Source organism: Janthinobacterium sp. GW821-FHT03C08 (genome assembly GCF_059420905.1).
Genome location: NZ_JBWKUP010000012.1, coordinates 17821 through 41912, shown reverse-complemented (window position 1 = coordinate 41912; position 24092 = coordinate 17821). Strand labels below are relative to the sequence as shown.

19 protein-coding genes are annotated in these 24092 nt (G+C 64.7%); 8 read left to right on the top strand and 11 right to left on the bottom strand.

Translation table 11 applies throughout. The features are described 5' to 3' along the window. Positions 1-690 (top strand): type II secretion system protein, encoded by a 690-nt coding sequence (locus AC07VL_RS18255; RefSeq protein WP_494807093.1) that lies wholly within the window; start codon positions 1-3, stop codon positions 688-690. A gap of 225 nt (positions 691-915) precedes the next feature. Beyond that, positions 916-1413 (top strand): FxDxF family PEP-CTERM protein, encoded by a 498-nt coding sequence (locus AC07VL_RS18250; protein ID WP_494807092.1) that lies wholly within the window; start codon positions 916-918, stop codon positions 1411-1413. Between the two features lie 314 nt (positions 1414-1727). Here the strand turns inward: AC07VL_RS18250 and murJ are convergent, their stop codons facing one another. Beyond that, positions 1728-3275 carry a murein biosynthesis integral membrane protein MurJ gene (murJ, locus tag AC07VL_RS18245; RefSeq protein ID WP_494807091.1) on the bottom strand — a complete coding sequence of 516 codons (1548 nt, stop codon included), beginning with the start codon at positions 3273-3275 and terminating at the stop codon, positions 1728-1730. Positions 3276-3572: 297 nt separating this feature from the next. Between murJ and rpsT the strand changes: the two genes are divergently transcribed. Then, positions 3573-3839, top strand: a complete 267-nt coding sequence (gene rpsT / locus AC07VL_RS18240) for a 30S ribosomal protein S20 (protein ID WP_010395935.1) — start codon at positions 3573-3575, stop codon at positions 3837-3839. A gap of 149 nt (positions 3840-3988) precedes the next feature. Here rpsT and AC07VL_RS18235 read toward each other — a convergent pair whose 3' ends face one another. From AC07VL_RS18235 to AC07VL_RS18225, 3 genes are all read right to left on the bottom strand, one after another. Next, positions 3989-4447 (bottom strand): DUF192 domain-containing protein, encoded by a 459-nt coding sequence (locus tag AC07VL_RS18235; protein ID WP_494807090.1) that lies wholly within the window; start codon positions 4445-4447, stop codon positions 3989-3991. A gap of 129 nt (positions 4448-4576) precedes the next feature. Next, positions 4577-4909, bottom strand: a complete 333-nt coding sequence (locus tag AC07VL_RS18230) for a hypothetical protein (protein WP_494807089.1) — start codon at positions 4907-4909, stop codon at positions 4577-4579. Between the two features lie 107 nt (positions 4910-5016). Beyond that, positions 5017-5580, bottom strand: coding sequence for a pseudouridine synthase (locus AC07VL_RS18225; protein WP_494807088.1), 564 nt, complete (start codon positions 5578-5580; stop codon positions 5017-5019). A gap of 310 nt (positions 5581-5890) precedes the next feature. Between AC07VL_RS18225 and icd the strand changes: the two genes are divergently transcribed. After that, positions 5891-7144: an NADP-dependent isocitrate dehydrogenase gene (icd, locus tag AC07VL_RS18220; protein ID WP_494807087.1), complete on the top strand. Its 1254-nt coding sequence runs from the start codon at positions 5891-5893 to the stop codon at positions 7142-7144. A gap of 92 nt (positions 7145-7236) precedes the next feature. Here the strand turns inward: icd and cspE are convergent, their stop codons facing one another. Then, entirely contained in the window at positions 7237-7440 is a 204-nt protein-coding gene (gene cspE, locus AC07VL_RS18215; RefSeq protein ID WP_010395943.1) for a transcription antiterminator/RNA stability regulator CspE, read from the bottom strand. Positions 7441-7761: 321 nt separating this feature from the next. On the opposite strand from cspE, the gene clpS reads away from it, so the two are divergent. The 3 genes from clpS (at position 7762) to AC07VL_RS18200 (ending at position 13941) form a co-directional block, all read left to right on the top strand. Further along, positions 7762-8064 carry an ATP-dependent Clp protease adapter ClpS gene (clpS, locus tag AC07VL_RS18210; protein ID WP_070221390.1) on the top strand — a complete coding sequence of 101 codons (303 nt, stop codon included), beginning with the start codon at positions 7762-7764 and terminating at the stop codon, positions 8062-8064. After that, complete coding sequence (gene clpA, locus AC07VL_RS18205) at positions 8061-10361, top strand: ATP-dependent Clp protease ATP-binding subunit ClpA (RefSeq protein ID WP_494807086.1); 2301 nt, start codon at positions 8061-8063, stop codon at positions 10359-10361. The genes clpS and clpA overlap by 4 nt, the downstream gene beginning before the upstream one ends. 217 nt (positions 10362-10578) lie before the next feature. Beyond that, positions 10579-13941, top strand: a complete 3363-nt coding sequence (locus tag AC07VL_RS18200) for a S41 family peptidase (protein WP_494807085.1) — start codon at positions 10579-10581, stop codon at positions 13939-13941. A gap of 5 nt (positions 13942-13946) precedes the next feature. Here AC07VL_RS18200 and AC07VL_RS18195 read toward each other — a convergent pair whose 3' ends face one another. The 5 genes from AC07VL_RS18195 to prpR all read right to left on the bottom strand — a co-directional run bounded on the left by AC07VL_RS18195 (position 13947) and on the right by prpR (position 19258). Next, a complete protein-coding gene (locus tag AC07VL_RS18195) occupies positions 13947-14657 on the bottom strand; it encodes a LytR/AlgR family response regulator transcription factor (protein WP_494807084.1) in 711 nt (236 codons plus the stop codon). Next, positions 14654-15715 carry a sensor histidine kinase gene (locus AC07VL_RS18190; RefSeq protein WP_494807083.1) on the bottom strand — a complete coding sequence of 354 codons (1062 nt, stop codon included), beginning with the start codon at positions 15713-15715 and terminating at the stop codon, positions 14654-14656. The genes AC07VL_RS18195 and AC07VL_RS18190 overlap by 4 nt, the downstream gene beginning before the upstream one ends. A gap of 3 nt (positions 15716-15718) precedes the next feature. Then, the gene (locus AC07VL_RS18185; protein ID WP_494807082.1) at positions 15719-16591 is read right to left on the bottom strand and encodes an alpha/beta fold hydrolase; all 873 of its coding nucleotides are present in this window, start codon (positions 16589-16591) and stop codon (positions 15719-15721) included. 90 nt (positions 16592-16681) lie between these two features. Further along, a complete protein-coding gene (locus AC07VL_RS18180; protein ID WP_494807081.1) occupies positions 16682-17608 on the bottom strand; it encodes a phytanoyl-CoA dioxygenase family protein in 927 nt (308 codons plus the stop codon). 27 nt (positions 17609-17635) lie between these two features. Continuing rightward, positions 17636-19258, bottom strand: coding sequence for a propionate catabolism operon regulatory protein PrpR (gene prpR / locus AC07VL_RS18175; protein WP_494807080.1), 1623 nt, complete (start codon positions 19256-19258; stop codon positions 17636-17638). A 211-nt stretch (positions 19259-19469) separates the two neighbouring features. Between prpR and AC07VL_RS18170 the strand changes: the two genes are divergently transcribed. Further along, positions 19470-23129 carry a sensor domain-containing protein gene (locus AC07VL_RS18170; RefSeq protein WP_494807079.1) on the top strand — a complete coding sequence of 1220 codons (3660 nt, stop codon included), beginning with the start codon at positions 19470-19472 and terminating at the stop codon, positions 23127-23129. Positions 23130-23198: 69 nt separating this feature from the next. On the opposite strand, the gene xth is transcribed toward AC07VL_RS18170, so the two are convergent. Beyond that, complete coding sequence (gene xth, locus AC07VL_RS18165; RefSeq protein WP_494807078.1) at positions 23199-23963, bottom strand: exodeoxyribonuclease III; 765 nt, start codon at positions 23961-23963, stop codon at positions 23199-23201. Positions 23964-24092: the final 129 nt, after the last annotated feature.

Below are 24092 nucleotides of genomic sequence, written 5' to 3'. Positions count from 1 at the left end.
ATGCGCCGTCCCGACCCCATCCGGCTGGGCCGCCAGCGCGGCTTTACCTATCTTGGCCTGATCATCCTGGTGGCCATCCTGGGCCTGGTGGGAGCGGCGGGCCTGAAGGTGGGTTCGCTGCTGCAGCGCCAGGCGGCCGAGCAGGAATTGCTCGACATCGGCGCGCAGTTTTCCGACGCCCTCTACAGTTACGCGGCCGCCACGCCGCCAGGCCAGCCCCAGCAGCCGCCGGATCTGGCGGCCCTGCTGCGCGATCCCCGCTTTCCGCAGGTGCGCCGGCACTTGCGCAAGCTGTTTGTCGATCCCGTCACGGGGCGCGCCGAATGGGGCTTGCTGTACCAGCCCGGCAGCAACGGCATCATCGGCGTGCACAGCCTGTCGCAAGCGGCGCCGTTGAAGGTGGGAAACTTCGAGGCCCGCTTCGCCGGCTTCGAAGGCCGCGCCCGCCTGGCGGAATGGCATTTCATGCTCAACGCGCCGGGCTTGCCGCAGGCAGGGCAGGGCGCGGCAGGCGGACCTGGCGCTGCGGCGCCGGAGGGCGGGCCAGCTGCGCCCCCGGCCGCCCCGGCGCCACCGTTGTTTTCCCGCCCTATTTCCCCACCGCAAGAACAGACGCCCCAGGAGCCGCCACCGCCCGCCGAAGGGGAGGAAGTGCCCGCCGTCGAGGCGGAAACGGCCGTGCCGCGATAAAAAGTTGCCGCAAGTAGATAGAAGTGCCGGTAACTATTTTCTACTGGAAAGTGGCCGATGCAGGCAAATATTTCAGTTTGAAAATAGTTATCTCGGATGAAACTTCGATAAAATATTTATAAGAAATTCGATGCAATTATGCTACCATCCTCATCAGTACTTCCGGTACTAAAACTATTGGTGGCCTGCGCAGTGCAGCCATAAATTACTTTTGAGGGATAAACTATGAAATTGAAATTTATCGCTGCAGGCATCCTGGCAGCAGCATCGTTCAGCGCGTCGGCAGCAACGTACGACCTCGGCATCCTGGATCCATCGGGTTCCGATACCTTGTCCGCCATCACCACCAAGTTTGCCGCCAACACCGCAGTTGACGACTTCTGGACCTTCAAGCTGGTTACGCCATCGTCGACCTCGTTTGGCGCCCTGCAGACGTTCTCGGTCGTGGAAGGCGCCATCAAGGACTTCTCCGCCACCTTGCTGGGCTACGGCAACCTGACCTACTCCGCCGCTGCCGGCATCCAGAGCCTGAGCTGGGATGGCCAGCTGGCCGCCGGTTCGTACACCGTGCACGTCACGGGCCTGACGGGCTTGAAAAACGCCGCCTACCTGGGTTCCGTCTCGGCCCTGCCAGTGCCAGAGCCAGAAACCTATGGCATGCTGCTCGGCGGCCTGGCGCTGGTCGGCGCCGTGGCACGCCGTCGCGCCAAGAAAGCTGCTTAAGCTTTCTCCGTAACGAAAAAAAAACCCGCTTCGGCGGGTTTTTTTTCGTCTTTGGTGAGTGCGCCATAGGCAAGCTGCGAGAGGCCAGGCGCCAGGTCGAAGACAGTATGCCAGCACGGCGAGACGCAAGCGTCCTCGCCGGCGCCATGGACAAGCTGCGCCGGGCCAGGCATCAGGTGGAAGACAGTACGCCAGTACGGCGAGGCGCAAGCGTCCTCGCCGGCGCCATGGATAAGCTGCGAGAGGCCAGGCGCCAGGTCGAAGACAGTACGCCAGCACGGCGAGACGCAGGCAACAACGCCCTGCGCAGCTTGTCACGCGTGGCGCTTGAAGTCGCGGAAGCGGAAGCCAACCAGGAACAGCGTGGCAAAGTACGCCACGCCGCACAGGGCCACCACCAGCGCCAGGGCGCCGGCGCGCAGCAGCGGGTGCGCCTGCATGGCGATCCAGTCGATGCGCATGGCGCCAAGATACGCCACGCCGCCCATGACGACGAGGGACGGCAGCAGGCGCAGGAAGAACTTGGCCCAGCCCGGTTTCGGCTGGTAGATGCCACGCTTGCGCAAGCCCCAGTAGAGGAAGCTGGCGTTCAGGCAGGCGCCCAGGCCGATGGACAGGGCCAGGCCGGCCACGGCGATGTAGGGCACGAACAGCAGGTTCATCAGCTGGGTGGCGATCAGCACGCCAAGGGCGATCTTCACGGGCGTGCGGATATCCTGGCGCGCATAGAAGGCGGGCGCCAGGGTCTTGACGAGGATGATGCCGATCAGGCCCAGGCTGTAGGCCACCAGCGGTTCCGTCGACATGGTCACGGATTCGGCCGTAAACTTACCATAGTGAAACAGGGTGGCGATCAATGGCGTGGCCAGGGTCGCCATGCCGACGGCGGCGGGCAGGGCCAGCAGGAAGGTCAGGCGCAGGCCCCAGTCCAGCAGGGCCGAGTATTCTGTCTTGTCGCCATCGACGTTGGCCTTCGACAGGCTGGGCAGCAGGATGGTGCCCAGGGCCACGCCCAGCATGGCGGTGGGAAATTCCATCAGGCGGTCCGCATACGACAGCCAGGAAATGCTGCCTTCGGCCAGGCGCGAGGCGATGCTGGTATTGATCATCAGGCTGATCTGGGCTGCGGAGACGGCGAACACGGCCGGACCCATCTTCTTCAGCACGCGGCGCACGCCGCCGTCGGACAGGCCGATGGCGGGATTGATCGACAGGCGCGGCAGCATGCCGATCCTGACCAGCGCGGGAATCTGGATGGCCACCTGCAGCAGGCCGCCGGCGAAGACGGCGATGGCCATGGCGTAGATCGGCTGGTTCAAGTAGGGCGCGAGGAACAGCGAGGCGGCGATGAACGACAGGTTCAGCAAGACGGGCGTGAACGCGGGAATCTTGAATTCGCGCCAGGTATTCAGGATGCCGCCGGCCAGGGCGACGAACGACATGCAAGTAATATAAGGGAACATCAGCCGCGTCATCCACACGGCCGCGTCGAAGGCGCCCGGGTCCTTCGACAGGCCCGTGGCAATGGCATACACGAACCACGGCGCGCCGACGATGCCGATGGCGGACACGAGCAGGGTGGCCCAGACGAGGGTGGTGGCCACGTGGTCGGCCAGCTGCTTGCTGGCTTCCTGGCCGTGCTGGTTCTTGTATTCCGACAAGATCGGCACGAAGGCTTGCGAGAACGCCCCTTCGGCGAACAGGCGGCGCAACAGGTTGGGGATGCGGAAGGCAACGATGAAGGCGTCCGTGTAGGCGCCGGCGCCAAAGGCGCGCGCGAACAGGCTTTCGCGCAATAATCCGGTTACACGGGACAGCATGGTCATGCTGGAAATGGCGGCGAGGGTTTTAAGCAAGTTCATGGGGGCAGATTATAGCCGCGCACGGCCTCGGCAAAGGCTTAAAATATGGTAACAATCGGTATTGTTTCGCCCTTGCCGGCCCCATTTTTCGGTGTTTTGGGGACGACACACGGTTTTTTGATTTGCCCCCGCTTGAAAATATCGCTATAATCGAAGGCTGTACAGAATTCTGTTACGCAGACACTAATGTTTGACAGGCACTGGTTTGGCACACATGGTTCGGCAGACGCACAGAACGCACCGGTTGGCAAACACTAATGTTTGCAAACGCACTTTGACCCTGTTTTAGGAAATTCCATGGCAAATACCGCACAAGCGCGCAAACGCGCTCGTCAAGCAGTTAAGCAAAACGCACACAATTCGTCCCAACGTTCGACCTTGCGCACGGCTATCAAAGCTGCTCGCAAAGCGATCCAAGGTGGCGACAAGGCAGCTGCTGCTGCAATCTTCCAAGCATCCGTGTCGACCATCGACCGTATCGCTGACAAGAAGATCATCCACAAAAACAAGGCAGCTCGCCATAAGAGCCGTCTGGCAGCTGCTTTGAAAGCACTGTCCGCTTAATATTCGCCAGCAGGCAAGCCGCCAAGGCGGCCTTGCCTGTGCCGGTACGCTGGCACTGGTTGAAAAGCAAAAACCCGCAGATTCGTTCTGGCGGGTTTTTTCGCGTTTCCCCTTTTTTTTTGCGCGGTTTTCCGCGGCCGCGCGCAGCCCTAGCGCAGCGCCGGCAAGTTGCCGATGCTCATGCCCGGCTTGATATTGTGCTGCCGGAACCAGCCCAGGTTCATTTCCAGGGCATAGCGCACGGGCACGGTCCTCGTCGAGCAATGGCTGTCGAGCGTGTGCGGCTGCATGTCTTCGATATTGACGATCTTGCCGCCCGCATCGATAAAGGCCACCGACAGGGGCAGGGGCGTATTCTTCATCCACATGCACTGGGTCGCCGGCGCGCCGAAGACAAACAGCATGCCCGCATTGGCCGGCATCTTTTCGCGGTACATCAGCCCCTGTTCCCGTTGCTCTTCCGTGGCAGCCACTTCCGCCTGGATCAGATGCATGCCAGCCGACAATTGCATGCTCTTGCCCGGCTGCGCCTGGACTGGCGCATGGCCCAGGCCGGCGCAAGCCAGCAAGGCGATGAACAGGCGGGGATTGCCAAGGGGATTTTTCATGGAGGCGGGCGGTAGCAGAAGATGCGGCGATTAAGCCATGCTCCCGCCTGCAAGGTCAAGCATTGCGCCTGGCCGCGCCGAAAGCGTGGGGCTGCAGCAACACGGCGCTTGCCGCAGCCCGCGTTCCGCCTATTTCGCCGGCTTGGCCTGGTCGGCGGCTGGCTGCCTGGTCTTGCGTGCCTGCGGGATCAGGCGCTGCGGTGCGTCGGTCGCGGCCGACGCCTTGGTGGCCGCGCCCGAACGCGCGGCATCCGTCGCTGCCGATGCGTTGACCGATGCCGATGCGGGCGCCGGCTTGCTGGCATCGGTCGCGGCCGATGCCTGGCTCGTCGCCGATGCGGGCGGCGGCGTCGGCTTGCTGGCATCGGTGGCTGCCGAAGCGTAGACTTGCGCACCCGATTGGGCCAGCGCGGAGCCGGCCAGCAGGGTGGCCGCCAGGGCCAGGATTGCTTTCGTCATCATCGTTCCTCTTTCGTCAGGTTAAGGTGAGATGATTTTAATGCATTATCTAAAAATAAATAGTGCTTATTGGCAAAAAATGGACAGGAAGGCGCTACTGCCTGCCTGGCTCACGCCTTGCCGATGGCCGCGGCCGGTACTTCGCACCATTCGCCCGGCAGCAAGGGGTGGCTGGCCAGTGAAAACGGGCCGATGGCACTGCGCACGAGGCGCAGCGTGGGCAGGCCGACGGCCGCCGTCATGCGCCGCACTTGCCGGTTTTTTCCTTCCTTCAAAGTGATCGCCAGCCATGAAGTCGGTTTGTCGGCGCGCGCGCGGATGGGCGGATTGCGCGGCCACAGCCAGTCCGGCTCGGCAATGCGCACGGCCTTGCACGGTAGCGTGGTGAAGTCGCCCAGGTCCAGCGGCGCCTGCAGGCGCGCCAGGCTGGCCGCGTCGGGTACGCCGTCGACCTGCACCAGGTAGGTTTTCGCCTCCTTGCGGTCGGGATGGCTGATGTCGTGCTGCAGGCGGCCGTCGTCCGTCAGCAGCAGCAAGCCTTCGCTGTCGGCGTCGAGCCGGCCGGCCGGATAGATGCCGGGGATGGTGAGATGGTCGGCCAGGGTGGCGCGGCCTTCCTGCGGCGAAAATTGGCACAGGACCTGGAATGGTTTGTTGAAGAGGATGAGTGGCATGCGGATGGACTGTTCGTGTTGCAAGGATGGTGATGGCTGGGCGGCGCCGCAAAAGCGTGGCGCCTTGTAGGATACTGGTGCATAATATGAAACTCTGGTCTTATGTCTTATAGAAGACTTAGGCGGCGCGGCGGTCGGCTTTCCCGGTGCTGCGCCCGGCATTGCGATGCAGGTGGCCCGGGTGTTCTTTCCCTGCTAAAGTGCGTTGTTACTGCCATGTTCGGACTTGTTTTTTGTAAACTCTGCAACCGCAGAGCGCATCGCCGGCCCGTGTCGCCTGCCTGCGGTGTGTCCCACTTCGGAGATCACGATGTATCAACATATCACTGTACCTGCTGACGGCCAAAAAATCACCGTCAACGCCGATTTTTCGCTGAATGTACCAGATAATCCTGTCATCCCCTTCATCGAGGGCGATGGCACGGGCATCGATATCAGCCCGGTCATGATCAGAGTGATCGACGCGGCCGTGGCCAAGGCCTACGGCGGCGCGCGCAAGATCAGCTGGATGGAAATCTATGCGGGCGAAAAATCGACGAATGTGTACGGTCCCGACGTGTGGCTGCCCGAGGAAACGCTGGACGTGCTGAAGGAGTACGTCGTCTCCATCAAGGGCCCGCTGACGACGCCCGTGGGCGGCGGCATCCGCTCGCTCAACGTGGCCCTGCGCCAGCAACTGGACCTGTACGTCTGCCTGCGCCCCGTGCGCTACTTCACGGGCGTGCCGTCGCCCGTGAAGGAGCCGGAAAAGACGGACATGGTGATTTTCCGCGAAAACTCGGAAGACATCTATGCCGGCATCGAATACCAGCAAGGCTCCGAGGGGGCGAAAAAGCTCATCGACTTCCTCGTCAAGGAAATGGGCGTGACGAAGATCCGCTTCCCGGCCACGTCGGGCATCGGCATCAAGCCCGTCTCCATCGAAGGCACGCAGCGCCTGGTGCGCAAGGCCATCCAGTACGCCATCGACAATGACAAGCCGTCCGTGACGATCGTGCACAAAGGCAACATCATGAAGTACACGGAAGGCGGCTTCCGCGACTGGGCGTATGCGCTGGCGCAAAAGGAATTCGGCGCCGAGCTCATCGATGGCGGCCCCTGGTGCAAGTTCAAGAACCCGAAGACGGGGCGCGACATCATCATCAAGGATTCCATCGCTGACGCGTTCCTGCAACAGATCCTGCTGCGTCCGGCCGAATACAGCGTCATCGCCACGCTGAACCTGAACGGCGACTATATTTCCGATGCGCTGGCGGCCCAGGTGGGCGGCATCGGCATCGCGCCGGGCGCCAACCTGTCCGATTCCGTGGCCATGTTCGAAGCGACGCACGGCACGGCGCCGAAGTACGCGGGCAAGGATTACGTCAATCCCGGTTCCCTGATCCTGTCGGCGGAAATGATGCTGCGCCACATGGGCTGGCTGGAAGCGGCCGACCTGGTGATTTCCTCGATGCAAAAGTCGATCGCCTCGAAGCGCGTCACCTACGATTTCGCCCGTCTGATGGAAGGGGCGACGCAAGTGTCGTGCTCCGGCTTCGGCGAGGTGATGATCGAGCACATGTAATAGCAGGGGGCAGGGTGCGCTGCGCGCATCCTGCGGACGAAAAAAAACCCCGTCAGGAGACGGGGTTTTTCACATCTGAGGGCCGGCGATGCTTAGGCTGCTTGGATGTTGGAAGCTTGCTTGCCTTTAGGGCCTTGCGTGACTTCGAATTGAACTTTTTGACCTTCTTTGAGGGTCTTGAAACCGTTCATGTTGATTGCGGAGAAATGAGCAAACAAATCTTCGCCGCCATCATCTGGAGTGATGAAGCCAAAACCTTTGGAATCATTGAACCACTTAACTGTACCTGTTGCCATAAAAAGAACTTTCAAAATTAAAACAAATCACACGAGCCATAAAAGCAAGAAGCTTCTTGCCCCCTCCTCGACGTCTCACTTCTTATCAAGCTGTACATTACTGCAACAGTCGATACAGCATTGTTGGCGGAATAAATAATGAAGTCAAGCGCTTTTCCATCGATATTGCCAAATTCTTCACGACGACCAAAAAAGCAACTCTTGATTTCGGCGGCAAGGTCGCCATCTGCGCAGTATTCAGAAAACGCGTAAGATTGAAAACAATTGGAAAGGCGCAGATATTGCGCATGACAACCACTGTGAAAGCATTAGAATAAGCGTATGGCAACCAAGCACGACTCAGAAACCCTGCTGGAGCGGCAAGTGCTGAAGCCGCCACCGCTCTACCAGGTGGCCTTGCTCAATGACGACTACACCCCGATGGAATTTGTGGTGGCCATCATTCAAGAGTATTTCAACAAGGACCGTGAAACGGCGACGCAAATCATGCTCAGTGTTCATCGCTACGGCAAAGGAGTGTGCGGCGTGTTCTCTAAAGATATAGCGTGTACCAAAGTGGAGTTCGTTTTAACGCATGCGCGCAAGGCGGGGCATCCCCTGCAGTGCGTGATGGAGGAAGTATGATTGCGCAGGAATTAGAAGTAAGTTTGCACATGGCGTTTGTCGAAGCTCGGCAGGCACGGCACGAATTCATCACGGTTGAGCATTTACTGCTGGCACTGCTGGATAATCCCTCCGCTGCTGAGGTATTGCGTGCCTGCGCGGTCAATATTGAAGACCTGCGCAAGACCCTCACCAATTTCATCGGCGATAACACGCCGACCGTGCCTGGCACGGGCGAAGTCGACACCCAGCCGACGCTTGGTTTCCAGCGCGTGATCCAGCGCGCCATCATGCATGTGCAGTCCGCCTCGAACGGCAAGAAGGAAGTCACGGGCGCCAACGTGCTGGTGGCCATCTTCGGCGAAAAGGACTCGCATGCCGTCTACTACCTGCACCAGCAGGGCGTGACGCGCCTGGACGTGGTCAATTTCATCTCGCACGGCGTGCGCAAGGACCAGTCGACGGAAAGCGCGAAAGCCTCCGAAGGCGTGGAAGAAGCGCCCGTCGATGGCCAGCCGAAGGAAAGCCCGCTCGACCAGTTCACGCAAAACCTGAACAAGGCCGCCGCCGAAGGGCGGATCGACCCGCTGATCGGCCGCGAGGATGAAGTCGACCGCGTGATCCAGATCCTGTGCCGCCGCCGCAAGAACAATCCGCTGCTCGTCGGCGAGGCGGGCGTGGGCAAGACGGCCATCGCCGAAGGCCTGGCCTACCGCATCACGCAAAGCGATGTGCCGGAAATCCTGCAGAATGCCGTCGTGTATTCGCTGGACATGGGCGCCTTGCTGGCCGGCACTAAATACCGGGGCGACTTCGAACAGCGCCTCAAAGCAGTGCTGAAACAGCTGAAGGACAATCCGAACGGCATCCTGTTCATCGACGAGATCCACACCATCATCGGTGCGGGCTCGGCCTCGGGCGGCACGCTGGACGCATCGAACCTGCTGAAACCGGCACTGGCCAACGGCCAGCTGAAATGCATCGGCGCGACCACGTACACGGAATTCCGCGGCGTGTTCGAGAAAGACCATGCGCTCTCGCGCCGTTTCCAGAAAGTGGATGTCAACGAGCCGACCGTCGAGCAAACCGTGCAGATCTTGCGCGGCCTCAAGTCGCGCTTCGAAGAGCACCATGGCGTCAAATACTCGGCCTCGGCCCTGTCGACGGCGGCGGAACTGGCGGCGCGTTTCATCAACGACCGCCACCTGCCCGACAAGGCGATCGACGTCATCGATGAAGCGGGCGCGGCGCAGCGCATCCTGCCGAAGTCGAAGCAAAAGAAAACCATCGGCAAGGCCGAGATCGAGGACATCATCGCCAAGATCGCCCGCATTCCGCCGCAAACGGTCAACCAGGACGACCGCAGCAAGCTGCAGACGATCGACCGCGACTTGCGCAACGTGGTGTTCGGGCAAGACCCGGCCATCGACGCGCTGGCCTCGGCCATCAAGATGGCGCGTGCCGGCCTGGGCAAGACGGACAAGCCGATCGGCTCCTTCCTGTTCTCCGGTCCGACCGGCGTGGGCAAGACCGAGGTGGCGAAACAGCTGGCCTTCATCCTCGGCATCGAGCTGATTCGTTTCGACATGTCGGAATACATGGAACGCCACGCCGTCAGCCGTTTGATCGGCGCGCCGCCGGGCTACGTCGGTTTCGACCAGGGCGGCTTGCTGACGGAAGCGATCACCAAGAAGCCGCATGCGGTCCTGCTACTCGATGAAATTGAAAAAGCCCATCCGGACATTTTCAACATCCTGCTGCAGGTGATGGATCACGGCACCTTGACGGACAACAATGGCCGCAAGGCCGATTTCCGCAACGTGATCATCATCATGACGACGAATGCGGGCGCGGAAAGCCTGCAAAAGACGTCGATCGGCTTCACCAACTCGAAGCAGGCAGGCGACGAGATGGCCGACATCAAGCGCATGTTCACGCCGGAGTTCCGCAACCGCATCGATGCAACCATCAGCTTCCGCGCGCTGGACCAGGAAATCATCCTGCGCGTGGTGGACAAGTTCCTCATGCAGCTGGAAGAGCAGTTGCACGAGAAAAAGGTCGAAGCCGTCTTCACGGAGAAGCTGCGCGCCTTCCTCGGCAAGAAAGGCTTCGATCCGCTGATGGGCGCGCGTCCGATGGCCCGTTTGATCCAGGACATGATCCGCAAGGCGCTGGCCGACGAACTGCTGTTCGGCCGCTTGGTGTCCGGCGGCAAGGTCACGGTCGACCTCGACGACAAGGACCAGGTCTTGCTGGAATTCCCGGAACCGCCAGACGCGGCGCCGACGGCCGCACCGGAAACGGTGGAAGTGGAATAAGCGCAGCCTCGCTGCAGCGCATAGAAGCCCGCCCACGCAAGTGGCGCGGGTTTTTTTTCGCCGGAAGGCGGGCGATGGAAACTGTTGTGAAAACAGCCTTGTTTAAAAATAGGTATTGCTTTTGCACAAGCTATGCAAGAATCATGATCCGATGTCGGCCCCGCTCCACATCGTTTCGTTTCCATGACCGTTGTTCGATTGCTTAAAGACTGCTCACATGAAAATATCCCGTACCCTTGCCCTCCTGTTGCTCTCCGCCGGCCTGCTGGACAGCGCCGCTGCCGCCGTTGCGCCTGCCGCCGCCAGCTATTTCCGCTTTCCCGCCGTGCGCGGCGATACCGTCGTCTTCACCGCCGAAGGCGACCTGTGGAAAAGCAGCGTGCGTGGCGGCGCCGCGCAGCGCTTGACGACGCATCCCGGCTATGAAACGAACGCGGCGATTTCGCGCGACGGGCAGTGGGTGGCGTTTTCCGCCTCGTACGAGGGCGCGCAGGAAGCGTACGTGATGCCGCTGGCGGGCGGCTTGCCGCGCCGCATTTCGTATGACAATGGCGGCGTGCTGGTGCTGGGCTGGACGGCGCAGGGGGAAGTGCTGGTCAGCACGCAGAATACGGATGGTCCCGCCTCGCGCCGCATCGTCGCCGCCATCGATCCCGTGAAGCAGACGCGCCGCGTGTTTCCCGTGGCCGACGCCAACGATGCCGTGCTCGACGATGCCGGCACGACCCTGTACTTCACGCGTTTCGGCTTGGCCATGACGAACGACAATGTGCGCAATTACCGCGGCGGCGCGCATGCGACCCTGTGGCGCTATGCGCTGGACGGCAAGGGCGAGGCCGTGCGCATGCACACGGAGCCTGCCGTGTTGGCGGGCAACAACAAGCGCCCCATGTGGTGGCAGGGCCGTGTCTATTACATCAGCGACGAAGGCGGCAGCGACAATCTGTGGAGCATGCTGCCCGACGGTTCCGACCGCCGCGCATTGACGGCCCACACGCAGTGGGACGTGCGCAACGCGGCCCTGGGCGACGGCAAGATCGTCTACCAGCTGGGCGCGGACTTGCACGTGCTGGACCTGAGCGCGCCCGGCGCGGCGGCGTCCGTCTCGCAGCCGCTGGCCATCAGCCTCGTGTCCGATTTCGACCAGCAGCGCGCGCGCCAGATCCGCTCGCCGCTCGATACCTTGAGCAATGTCGAAGTGTCCGGCAAGGATGAACGCATCATCCTCACTGCGCGGGGCCGCGTCAGCATCGCCGGCACGGGCAGCCAGCGCCGGGTCGACATCGCCATACCGGAAGGGGCGCGGGCGCGCGACGCCGTCTTTTCCAGCGACGAGAAATCCGTCTTCGCCATCGTCGACACGAGCGGCGAAAACGAGATCTGGAAATTCGCCGCCGACGGCTCGGGCCAGGGTGAGCAACTGACGACGCAGGGCAACAGCCACCGCTGGAAGCTGTATCCGTCGCCGGACGGACGCTGGCTGGCCCACACGGACAAGAAAGGCCGCTTCTGGCTGCTGGACCTGGCCACCAGGGGCAACCAGCTGATCGACGATGCGGGCAAGGCGGGCGTGGACAAGCACGACGAAGTGCAATGGTCGCCCGACAGCCGCAACCTGGCCATCGTGCGCGTGGCCAGCAACGAGCAGCGCGAGCAGATCGGCCTGTACAACCTGGGTTCGAAACAGCTGCAGTTCGTCACCAGCGACCGCTACACCTCCGGCTCGCCCGCGTTTTCGCCGGACGGCAAGTGGTTGTACTTCCTGTCGGCGCGTAATTTCCAGCTGGCCAACGGGTCGCCGTGGGGCGACCGCAACATGGGACCCGTGTTCGACAAGCGCATCGGCGTGTATGCGTTGGCGTTGCAGCCGGGCAACCGTTTCCCCTTCCAGCCCGACGATGAGCTGAGCCGTCCGGGAGTGAAACCGGCCGAGACGGACGATGAAAAGGCGGCCGAACTGGCGGCGGAAAAGGCCCTGGAAAAGGCCGGCGGCAAGACGGCCGTGAAAAAGGCGCCGGCCAGCCTGCCGGCCATCGTCGGCCAGGGACTGGCCGAGCGCCTGTATGAAGTGCCGCTGGCACCGGGGAACTACACCGCGCTGGCCGTCGACGACAAGCGCCTGTATTTCCTCGAGCGCGAAGGCAGCGAGCGCAAGTCCGGCCTGAAGACCCTGGCGATCGGCAATGCCGGCTCCAAGCCGGAACTGCTGGTGGCGAACGTGCGCGAATTCGACCTGGCGCGCGACAAGAAGCACCTGTACTACCGCACTGCGGCTGAAAACGGCCCGGGCGAGATGCTGGTGATCGAGGCGGGCGCCAAGCTGCCGTCCGACCTGACGAAGGCCAAGGTCAAGGTCGACGACTGGACGTTTGTCTCGAATCCGCGCCTGGAATGGAAGCAGATGTTCAACGATGCATGGCGCTTGCACCGCGATTTCCTGTACGACGCGAAGATGCGCGGCGTGGACTGGAAGGCGGCGCGCGACAAGTATGCGCCGCTGGTTGAGCGCGTGACGGACCGCGCCGAGCTCAATGACGTGTTGGGCATGATGGTGGCCGAAGTGGGCGCCCTGCATTCGCAGATCCGTCCCGGCGAATTGCGCCGCACGGAGCAGGAAGGCACGCCGGCCGGCCTGGGCGCCGTGCTGGCGCGCACCGGCGACGGCTACAAGGTCGAGCATATCTACCGCAGCGAAGCGGAACTGCCATCGGCGCGCGCGCCCCTGTCGCGCCCCGAGGTCGACGTGCGCGAAGGCGACGTGATCACGGCCGTCAACGGCAAGGACGTGCTGCAGGCTCGCGACATCAGCGACCTGCTGCTGAACCAGGCCGACAAGCAGGTTTTGTTGCAGGTCAAGCGGGGCAATGCCGCGCCGCGCGCCATGATCGTCAAGCCCGTCAACATGGCGAAACAGACGGCGCTGCGCTACGGCGACTGGGAACTGAGCCGCGCCGAGCAGGTGGCGGCCGCCTCGCAGGGCCGCATCGGCTACCTGCATTTGCGCGCCATGGGCGCGAACGACATCGCCTCGTTCGCGCGCGACTTTTACGCCAACATCAACCGCGAAGGCCTGATCATCGACGTGCGGCGCAACAACGGCGGCAATATCGACAGCTGGATCATCGAAAAACTGCTGCGCAAGGCCTGGGCCTACTGGGCGCCGCCGGGCGTGCAGCCGTCGTCGAACATGCAGAACACCTTCCGCGGCCACCTGGTGGTGCTGGTCGATGAACTGACGTATTCGGATGGCGAGACCTTCGCCGCCGGCATCAAGGCATTGAAACTGGCGCCGCTGGTGGGCAAGCGCACGGCCGGCGCCGGCGTCTGGCTCAGCGACAATACGCGCCTGGCCGACAACGGCATGGCGCGCGTGGCGGAAAACGGCCAGTTCGGCATCGATGGCCAGTGGCTGATCGAAGGCGTGGGCGTGGTGCCGGACGTGGAGGTGGAAAATCCGCCGCACGCCACCTTCAATGGCGCCGACCGCCAGCTGGAAGTGGCGCTCGACATGCTGGCGAAAAAGCTCCGCGAGCAGCCGCGTCCCGCCTTCCAGGCGCAGCCGATCCCCGCGCTGAAGTAGTCAGCCTACAGGCCGGTGACGGCCTTGAACTGCTGCGCGCGGCGGCGCGATACCTCGACCGTGCTGCCGTCCATCAGGCGCAGGTCGAGGCCATCGGCGGCACTGGCCGCGACGTGCCGCACCAGCGCCAGGTTGACGATCTGGCGCCGGTTGGCGCGGAAAAATTGCGCTGGATCAAGACGCTCCTCCAGCTGGTTCAGCGAGCGCAGCATCAGCGGACGCTGCGCCGCGAAATGCACGCGCGTGTAATTGCCTTCCGATTCCAGCAGGCGTATCTCTTCCAGCGCGACGAACCAGCAGCGGTCCCCATCCTTGATGAACACCTTGCGCGGCGCCGGCGATGGCGCGGCCTGCACGCGCGCGCCGACGCGCGCCAGCGCCGTCGCCAGGCGCGCCGCCTGGACGGGCTTTTGCAGGTAGTCGAGGGCGCTCACCTCGAACGCCTGCAGCGCGTACTGGTCGAAGGCGGTGCAGAAGATCACGTCGGGCGCGTCGTCGAGCGCGGCCAGCAGGTCAAAGCCGGAAGCGCCCGGCATCTGCACGTCGAGCAGCAGCAGGTCGGGACGCAGCTTGCCGACCTGCGCGATGGCTTCGGCCGCGCTGGCCGCCTCGCCCACGATGTCCACCAGCGGATGCGCCGCCAGCAGGCGGCGCAATTCGGCGCGCGCCAGGCGCTCGTCGTCCACCAGCAGCACGGAGAGCCGCCGCGCGCTCACGGCTGCTCCGGCAGATGCATCGTGGCGTACACCCAGCCCGCCTGTTCGCGCAATTCCAGGCTGGCGTGCTCGCCGCAGGCCAGTTCCAGGCGCTGGCGCGCATTGCGCAGGCCCACGCAGGTGGAGCCGGACGCGCTGCACAAGCGGCCCGTGTTGGCCACTTCGATGGCCAGCATGGCCGTGCCATCGGCGTCGCCGGCCCGCCGCGCCGCGATGCGGATGTCGCCGCCGCCGGCGCTCGCCTCGACGCCATACTTGACGGCGTTTTCCACCAGCGTTTGCAGGGCCATGGGCGGCACGCGCACGTGCGCCAGGCCGGGCGCGATGTCGAAGGCGACGCGCAGGCGCTCCTCGAAGCGGCACTGCTCGATGGCCAGGTAGGCGCGCACGGCCTCCAGTTCGGCCGCCAGCGGCACCGTTGCGTGCTGGCCCGACTGCAGCGCATGGCGCATCAGATTGGCCAGCTGGTCGATCATGTGCGCGGCCGCCTCGCGGTCTTCGTAGACCAGCGCGCGCACGCTGTTGAGGCTATTGAAGAAGAAATGCGGATTGACCTGCGCCTGCAGGGCGCGCAGCTGGGCTTCGCGCGCATGCAGCTGCAGCCGCAGCGCCTCGGCTTCCAGCTGGTTGCCGCGCCGCAGCGAGACGATCATCGAGTACAGGATGGTCCACACGAGGAAGGTGCTGAACCAGGAAAGGAGGGCGAACGGCAGCCAGTCCAGGTTGCGGATGGCGCCGAAGGGGCGCAGGACGAGGTAGCCGCCTGCCACCAGCGCCGTCTGCGCGAGCGCCAGCGCTGCGCAGGCAGGCAGGATGCGCTGCCACGCGAAATGGCGCGCCACCCAGCCGCGGCGGCGCAGCCAGCGCCGCCACAGGATCGACAGTCCCAGCCCGCTGGCGGCGCCCCACCAGCACACGCCGACGACGGCCCAGCCGTCGCCGTTGCGGGGCAGGCCGAGCCAGGTCAGCAGGGCCATGATGCTCCAGCCGGCCAGCTGGAAGACCCAGTACCAGTTGACTCTGGCCAGCAGCGGCGGGCTGTCGGGCGGCGCGGCCATGGCCTAGTTCAGGAACTGTTCGATGTGCCCGAACATCCAGTCCGGTTCATCGTACATGATGAAGTGGCGCGCCGTGTCGGCCATCTCGATGCGCGCGCCTGGCAGCTGCGCAAACTGGCTGCGGAAGGTCTGTTCGATGGTAGCGCGCGGCGCATAGTCCTTGTAGGCGATCCAGGTGCCCAGCACCAGGGTGGGCGACTGCACTTTCGCCACGTCCTGCCGCAAGTCGCTGGCCAGCAGGGTGCCCATGGCCTTGATCACGGTATCCTGGTCGGAACGCTGGCCCCAGCCGATGATGCGCTCGACATCGGCCGGGGCGGTCGCCATGCCGGCGATGCTGCGGCGCTGGCTGGCGCTGGCCGTCGCCGCGTCCTGGGCCCGCATGGCCGCCTGCATCTGCGCGGACATGGCTTGCAGCTGTTGCGGCGTGGCGCTCGGCATCTGCGTCGCGCCCAGCGCCGGCAGCGAGTCGACGATCACCAGCTTGCCCGCCTGCTGCGGATGGTCGATCGCCAGTTTCAGGGCGAGGAAGCCGCCCAGGCTATGGCCGATGATGGTCGGCTGGCCCAGTTTCTGCGCCACGATGTACTCGGCCAGCTGCTGCTCCGCCTGCGCCAGCACGTCGCCAGCGACGGGAGGCACGCCGGCAAAGCCGGCCAGGGTCAGCACATGGCACTGGCGCCCGGCCTGCGGTCCGCACAGGCGCGCCACCGTGCCTTGCCATACATCGCCCGACGATGCCAGGCCGGGAATCAGGACGACGGGCCGGCCCTGGCCCGTGACGTCCACCTTGAATGCCGTCGGCGCGGCGGCATGGCTGGCGCCCGCCAGCAGCAGGGTACCGAGCAAGGTCAATGTTTGCAGTGTTCGTTTCATGATGTGTTCCTCCTTGACGACGATGCTAGCGGCGCGGGCAGCGCGCCGCCAGCGCTGCGGGATGAGCGGCGGCAGGCCGGGATGAATGGTTCAGATCCATTCGTCCTGGTCGGGCCGGTGGTCGGGCAGGTAGGTCAGGTACTGCACCATGCGCGGCGACGGGCCGCGGTTGGGCGTGGCGCAATGGGGCAGGGCCTGGTGCCAGATGATGAAATCGCCGGCGTTGCCTTCGACGGCCACGGGCTGCAGGTTCGCGGCGGCCCATTCGCGCGGCGCGGCGCCCGGCGGCAGCTCCCGCAGCCAGTCGGCGATGCGGTGCTGGAAGCCGGGCACGCAGTGGAAGGCGCCGTGCCGCGCCGGGCAGTCGCTCAGGTACAGCATGCCTTGCAGCTTGAACGGAATCGGCAGCTTCAGGCTGACATCCCAGTGCAGGGCGCTGCCGAGGAAGCGGTCCTGCGGGGTTTCCGGTGGATTGAAGCTTACCTTGTCGATGGAGGGATAGATGCTGGCGGCGCTGCCATACAGCTGCTGGTAGGCGCGGCGGAGATACGCGCTGTGGCGGATGTCCTCGAGGGCGGGATGGTCGGAAAACTGCAGCATCATCCCCCGCTTGCCCGGGTGCGGCCGGTACCACGATGCCGGCTCCCCGGCGCTGGCGCCCAGGTAGTCCCAGATGGCCTGCCGGGCGGCTTGGCACTGCGCCGATGGCACCACGCCGCGCAGCAGCAGGTAGCCGTGCTCCTCGAAGTGGCGCACCTCGGCGGCCGACAGCACATCCTCGTGCGCGCTGCCCGCGTGGGCTGGCCGGGCGCGCGTGCGGTCAGCCAGCCAGCTCTTGAAAGCGTCCAGGGTGGGCCGCTGCAGGTACAGGAATTGCAGCGCATCTTCCATCGAGATGCCGCGCGCGTACAGCGCCTTGATGTCCTGGTGGTCGCGCGCGAGTCTGTTCGCGCCGGGCGTGCCGGCGGGCCGGGTGCAGCGCTGCCACAAGTCGTGCAAATGAGGCCAGTCGTCCATGGTTGGGGGCGTGAAGTGGGAAAAAGGTCAGCCGCTGCGCAGGCGGCGCCACAGGGTCGTGCGGCTGATGCCCAGGTAGCTGGCGGCGGCATCGCGGCGTCCGCCGAAGCGGGCCAGCACGGCGCTGGCGCTTTCGTCCTGCGGGCGCGGCGTGATGGCTGCCGGTGCTGCCGGCGACACCGCTGGAACAGTGTCCTGCGCCAGTTCCGGCGCCACGCCCAGCACGAAGGCCGGCGTCAGCGCCTGCAGCGGCTCGGCGGCCAGGAACAGCGCCAGGCGCTCGGCCAGGTTGCGCAGTTCGCGCACGTTGCCGGGCCAGGCGTAGCGGCGCAGCAGGGGCGCGCAGGCCTGCACCTCCGCATGCAGGTTCGGATGGGGGCGCGCGCCCAGCGCGGCCAGGGCGTTTTTCAGCGACCATTCGGCCAGGCCGGGTATGTCGCCGGCGCGTTCGCGCAGGGCGGGCAAATGCAGGCGCAGCACGGCCAGGCGGTAGAACAGGTCGGCGCGGAAGCGGCCTTCGCGGATGCGCTGTTCCAGGTCGCAGTGGGTGGCGCTGATGATGCGCACGTTGATGGCGATGGGCCGCGTGCCGCCCACGCGCACCACTTCGCGCTCTTCCAGCACGCGCAGCAGCCGCGTTTGCAGGGCCAGCGGCATTTCGCCGATTTCGTCGAGGAACAGGGTGCCGTGGTTGGCCGCCTCGAACAGGCCCGCATGGCCGCCCCGGCGCGCGCCCGTGAAGGCCCCGTCCTCGTGGCCGAACAGCTCCGACTCCAGCAGGGACTCGGCGATGGCGCCGCAATTGATGGCGATGAAGGGCCGGTTCGCGCCCAGGCTGCGCGGGCTTTCGCGGTGGATGGCCTGCGCCACCAGTTCCTTGCCGCTGCCCGTCTCGCCCTGGATCAGCACCGTCGCCGGCGATCTGGCAAACAGCACCACCGACTGGCGCAGCGCTTCCATCGCTTCGGATTCGCCGCGCAGGTCGTGCAGGCCGTGCCGCGCGCGCAGGGTGTCGGCGACGATGACGCGCCGGCCGCGGCCCGATTCGAGCTGGGTCAGGCGCGCCAGTTCCAGCGCGTCGTCGAAGGCGCGCCGGATGGACGTGGCGGAATACACGAAGACGGCGGCCAGTCCCGCTTCCTCGGCCAGGTCGGTGACGAGGCCGGCGCCGACGACGGCTTTCACGCCCGCCGCCTTCAGTTCATTGATCTGCGCGCGCGCGTCTTCTTCCGTAGCGTAGGTGCGTTGAAAGATCTGGAAGCCGAAGGTGGCGGCAAATTCGGCCAGTTCCGGCATCGGGTCCTGGTAGGTGACGACGCCGATCTGCGGCGAGATGCGCCGCGCGCGCGCCAGCGCCTGCATCACGTCGTAGCCGCTGGCCTTGGCGATGATGACGGGTACCGACAGGCGCCCCTTCAGGTAGGCGCCGTTCGAGCCGGCCGCGATGACGGCGTCGCAGCGCTCGGTGGCCATGCGCTCGCGGATGTGGCGCACGGCGTCGTCGAAGCCCAGGTTGATCGGTTCGATCGCCGCCAGGTCGTCGTATTCGAGCGTGATGTCGCGGAACAGGTCGAACAGGCGCGAGACGGAGACGGTCCAGATGACGGGTTTGTCGCGGTGGTCGAGCGGGGGATGGGAAGGGCGGCGCATGCTTTATTCTAAACGATTTGTTTCATCTTTTTTGCGTTGCAACGCCGCTGCAACGGGCGCGTTGCAAGTGGTCTGTGGTGTTTCAGATATTGCCAAGAAGGAATATTAAAAAAGCGTGGAAAACTGGTTTATGATCTAGCAGCACCATGATGCCTATGGAATATATTGCTCAGGCGCATGTTCGACCGTTACCAACCGACCCATGGTGTCCATGAACCGCGTACCGACCAGTCCCGATTTCATCGCCGATGCCTTGCAGCTGATCGCCTTGCCCGCCTGCGCCTGCGATGCCGGCGGCACGGTGCTGGCGGTGAATGATGCGCTGTGCGCCTTGCTGGGCATGGACATCTCGGGCCGCCAGCTGGCCGGCTGTTTCAGCCAGGCTTACCGCGCCTCGAGCAGCAGCATGCTGCGCGCGGCGCTGGGGCCGGCGGGCCGCGAACGGCACTGGGACAGCAGCCTGCAGGGCGCCGATAGCGCCGTCGCCGTGCAGGTGTGGGCCAGGCCGCTGCCCGTGGAGGATGGCTTGCCCGGCGCGACCCTCGTGTTTGCCGACATCAGCGTGCAGCAGCGCGACCAGCAGGCGCTGCGCAAGACCCTGCTGGAACAGCAGGCCATCCTGGAAAGCGCGGCCGTGGGCATAGTGTTTTCCAAGGGCGGCTTCATCGAGGAGTGCAACAGCCGCGCCGCCGAAATGCTCGGCTATGCGCGCCACCAGCTGACGGGGCTGCCGGGCGCGGTGCTGTACCGTTCCGCCGCGCACTGCCGCGCGCTGGGGCTGGAAGCGGCGCCGCTGCTCTCCACGGGCAAGCCCTATCGCACGGAAGTGGAATTGCGGCGTCAGGACGGTTCGCTGTTCTGGAGCCGGCTGCACGGGCGCGCCGTCGATCCGCTCAATACGCATGACGGCACGGTATGGATTATCGAGGATATCAGCGACCATCGGCGTGACGAGGATCAACTGCGGCGCGCCATGCTGGAAATGCAGGCCGTGATGGACAACGCGCCGCTGGCCATCGGCTTCCAGCGCGACACGGGCGTGCTGCGCTATAACCGGCGCTTCGCCGAATGCTTCGGCTTTGACGGCGACAGCGGCGTGGGCTTGCCGGTGGCCGGCCTGTACCCGTCGCGCGCCGCATACGAAAGCGTGGTGCGGCAGGCTGCGCCCCTGCTGCGGCGCGGCCTGCCCTTCCAGGGCGAGATGGAGATGCGCCGCCGCGACGGCTCGACCTTCTGGGCGCTGGCCTATGGCTACGTGCTCAATCCGGAACAGCAGCCCGGGCGCGCGCTGCACGACACGATCTGGCTGTTCGACGACCGCAGCGCGCAGAAGGCGGCCGAGGAGGCGACGCGCCAGCTGATGCTGGAGCAGCAGGCCATCCTCGACAACGCTTCCGTCGGCATCCTGTTTTCCCGTTCGCGCCTGGTCCTGCGCTGCAATCCCCGCTTTGCCGAGATGTTCGGCTACGCGCAGGACGAGATGACGGGCCTGCCCGCCGCCGCGCTGTTTCCCTCGCCCGCCGCCTACGAGGAATTCGGCGTGCAGGCCACGCCGCTGCTGGGGCAGGGGTTGCCGTACGAGCAGGACGAGTCGCTGTTCCGCCGCCGCGACGGCACGCTGTTCTGGTGCCGCATCCGCGCCAAGGCCGTCGACCAGGCGCACAGCGAGCAGGGCACCATCTGGATCCTGGAAGACGTCACGGCCAGCCGCCAGACGCAGATGGAAGTGGCGGCCATCATGACGAACGCCTCGGTGAGCATCCTGTACACCAAGAACCGCCTGATCACGCGCTATAACCTGGGCTTTGCCGCCATGTTCGGCTACAGCGGCGACGAGGCGCTGGGGCTGCCAGGGCGCGCGCTGTACGTGTCGCAGCAGTCCTACGACCTGCTGGGCGCGGCCGCCTTCCCCTTCCTCTCCGTGGCCAAGCCGTTCCAGACGGAAGTGGAAATGATGCGCCGCGACGGCAGCACCTTGTGGGCGCAACTGATCGCCTACGTCGTCAATCCCGACGATCCCGCCGCCGGCACCATCTGGATCATCGAGGACCGCACGGAAGCGAAGCGCGCCGAGGAATCCCTGCGCAACGCGCTGCTGGAAAACCAGGCCATCCTCGACAGCGCCGTGCTGGGCATCTCGGTGGTGGAGGGCGGCTACAATTTGCGCAGCAACAGCAAGATGGAGGAGCTGTTCGGCTATGCGCCCGGCGAGATCAACGGCCTGTCGGTGCAGGCGCTGTACCCGGACGTGGCGGCCTGGAAGGCGGCGCGCAGCGAGACGGCGCGCGATTTCGAGGCGGGCAGGGTGCACATGTCCGAATACCAGCTGGTGCGCAAGGATGGCAGCCGCTTCTGGGCGCGCCTGTCGGGCCGTCCGTTCGACCTGGCGCATGCGCATGGCCGCTCCGTGTGGCTGGTCGACGACGTGACGGCGCGCCGCGAGGCGGCCGAAGCGGTGCGCCGCGCGCGCGACGAGCTGGAATTGCGGGTGCAGGAACGCACGGCCGAACTGGCCGGCGCCAACCTGCTGCTGCAGGGCGAAATTGTCGAGCGGCGCCAGGCCGAGGCGCGCGTGCACCACATGGCTTATCACGACAACCTGACGGGCCTGCCGAACCGCGCGCTGCTGTCGGACCGCCTGGAGCGGGCCATGCTGGCGTCGCAGCGCTCCGGGCGCAAGCTGGCCGTGATGTTCATCGACCTGGACCGCTTCAAGACCATCAACGATTCGCTGGGCCATATGACGGGCGACCTGCTGCTCAAGGAAGTGGCCGGGCGCCTGTGCCGCGCCGTGCGCGCCAGCGACACGGTGGCGCGCCTGGGCGGCGATGAATTCGTCGTGCTGGTGCCGGGCATCCGCGGCGCCGACGAGGCGGCGCGCGTGGCCGAGAAGATCATCGAGGCCCTGACGCCCGCTTTTCCGCTCGACGGCCACGTGCTGCACGTGACGCCATCGATCGGCATCTGCGTCTATCCGGACGATGGCGGCGATGTCGACTCGCTGATGCGCCATGCCGACGCGGCCATGTATCACGCCAAGGGCAATGGCCGCAACAACTACCAGTTCTTCACGCAGACGATGAACCACGCGGCGGCGCTGCACTTCGACCTGGAAAGCAGCTTGCGCACGGCGCTGGCGCAGCGGCAGTTCGAGCTGTTCTACCAGCCCGTCATCGACATTGCCACGCGGCGCCTGCACGGCATGGAAGTGCTGCTGCGCTGGCGCCGTCCCGGCCACGGCCTGGTGCTGCCGGATCGCTTCATCCCCATCATGGAGGAAAACGGCCTGATCGTGCCTGTCGGCGAGTGGGTCATGCGCCAAGCATGCGAGCAAAGCATGGCCTGGCAGCGCCAGGGCCTGCGGCCGGTGCCGCTGGCGGTGAACCTGTCGCCGCGCCAGTTCATGCACAAGGGGCTGGTGGACACCATAGCCGCCGTGGTGCGCGAGACGGGCATCGATCCGGCGCTGCTCGAATTCGAGATCACCGAGACGGCACTGATGCAGCATGGCGAGCATACGCTGGAAATTTTGCGCCAGATCAATGGCATGGGACTGCGCCTGTCGATCGACGACTTCGGCACGGGCTATTCCAGCCTGGCCTACCTGAAGCGCTTCCCCGTGAAGAAGGTCAAGATCGACCGCGCCTTCATCAAGGACCTGGAACACAGCGGGGAAGACCGCGCCATCGTGGCGGCCATCATCGCGCTGGCCGACAGCCTGCAATTGTCGGCCGTGGCCGAGGGCGTGGAGACGGAGGAGCAGTTCGCCCTGCTGCAGGCGAGCGGCTGCCGCTATGCCCAGGGCTATCTGTTTTCCGCGCCCGTACCGGCGATCAATGCGCAGGTCTTGCTGGAGAGATGCGGCGCTTAATCGATGGTGGCCGGGCGGGCGCCCGCACCTGCGGGGCGAGTGCTCTCCTGTCGATGATGCGCGCCGTGCCTAGTCGATGGTGGCCACGACGGGCGCATGATCGGACGGCTGTTCCCACTTGCGGGGCACGCGGTCGATGATGCAGGCGCTGCAGCGGGCCGCCAGGGCGGGCGAGAGCAGGATGTGGTCGATGCGCAGGCCCTTGTTCAGGCGGAAGCCCAGCTGGCGGTAATCCCACCAGCTGAACGATTTTTCCGCCTGCTCGAACAGGCGGAAGGCGTCCGTCAGGCCGATGTCGAGCAGGCGCTGCAGGGCGGCGCGCTCCTTGTCCGATACGAGTACCTGGCCTTCCCAGGCGACCGGGTCATGCACGTCGCGGTCGTCGGGCGCGATGTTGTAGTCGCCGACGACGGCCAGCTGCGGGTGCTGCCGCGCTTCCTCGGCCAGCCAGTCGTGCAGGGCGGCCAGCCAGCCCAGCTTGTATTCGTACTTGTCCGAATCGACGCTCTGGCCGTTCGGCACATAGGCGCAGACGACGCGCACGCCGGCGATGGTGGCGGCCAGGATGCGCTGCTGCGCATCTTCGTAGCGCGGGTTGTTCTTCACCACGTCGGTGATCGGCAGCTTCGACAGGATGGCCACGCCGTTGTAGGTCTTCTGGCCGCTGAAGACCACCTGGTAGCCGGCCGCCTCGATCTCGGCGACGGGGAACTTGTCGTCCGTCAGCTTGGTCTCCTGCAGGCAGAGTATGTCGACCGGGTTGTCTGCCAGCCACTGCAATACTTGCGGCAGGCGCACTTTGAGCGAGTTGACGTTCCAGGTGGCTAATTTCATTTTTGACCTTATATCTAGTATTAAAGCTGGTTTCAAGGGTGGTGAATATTAAATATTGTGGCTGACTACAAATCTAGCTACAAATTTGAGGTGCGCCACAATGAACCCTATTTCAGCCGCATGATACAC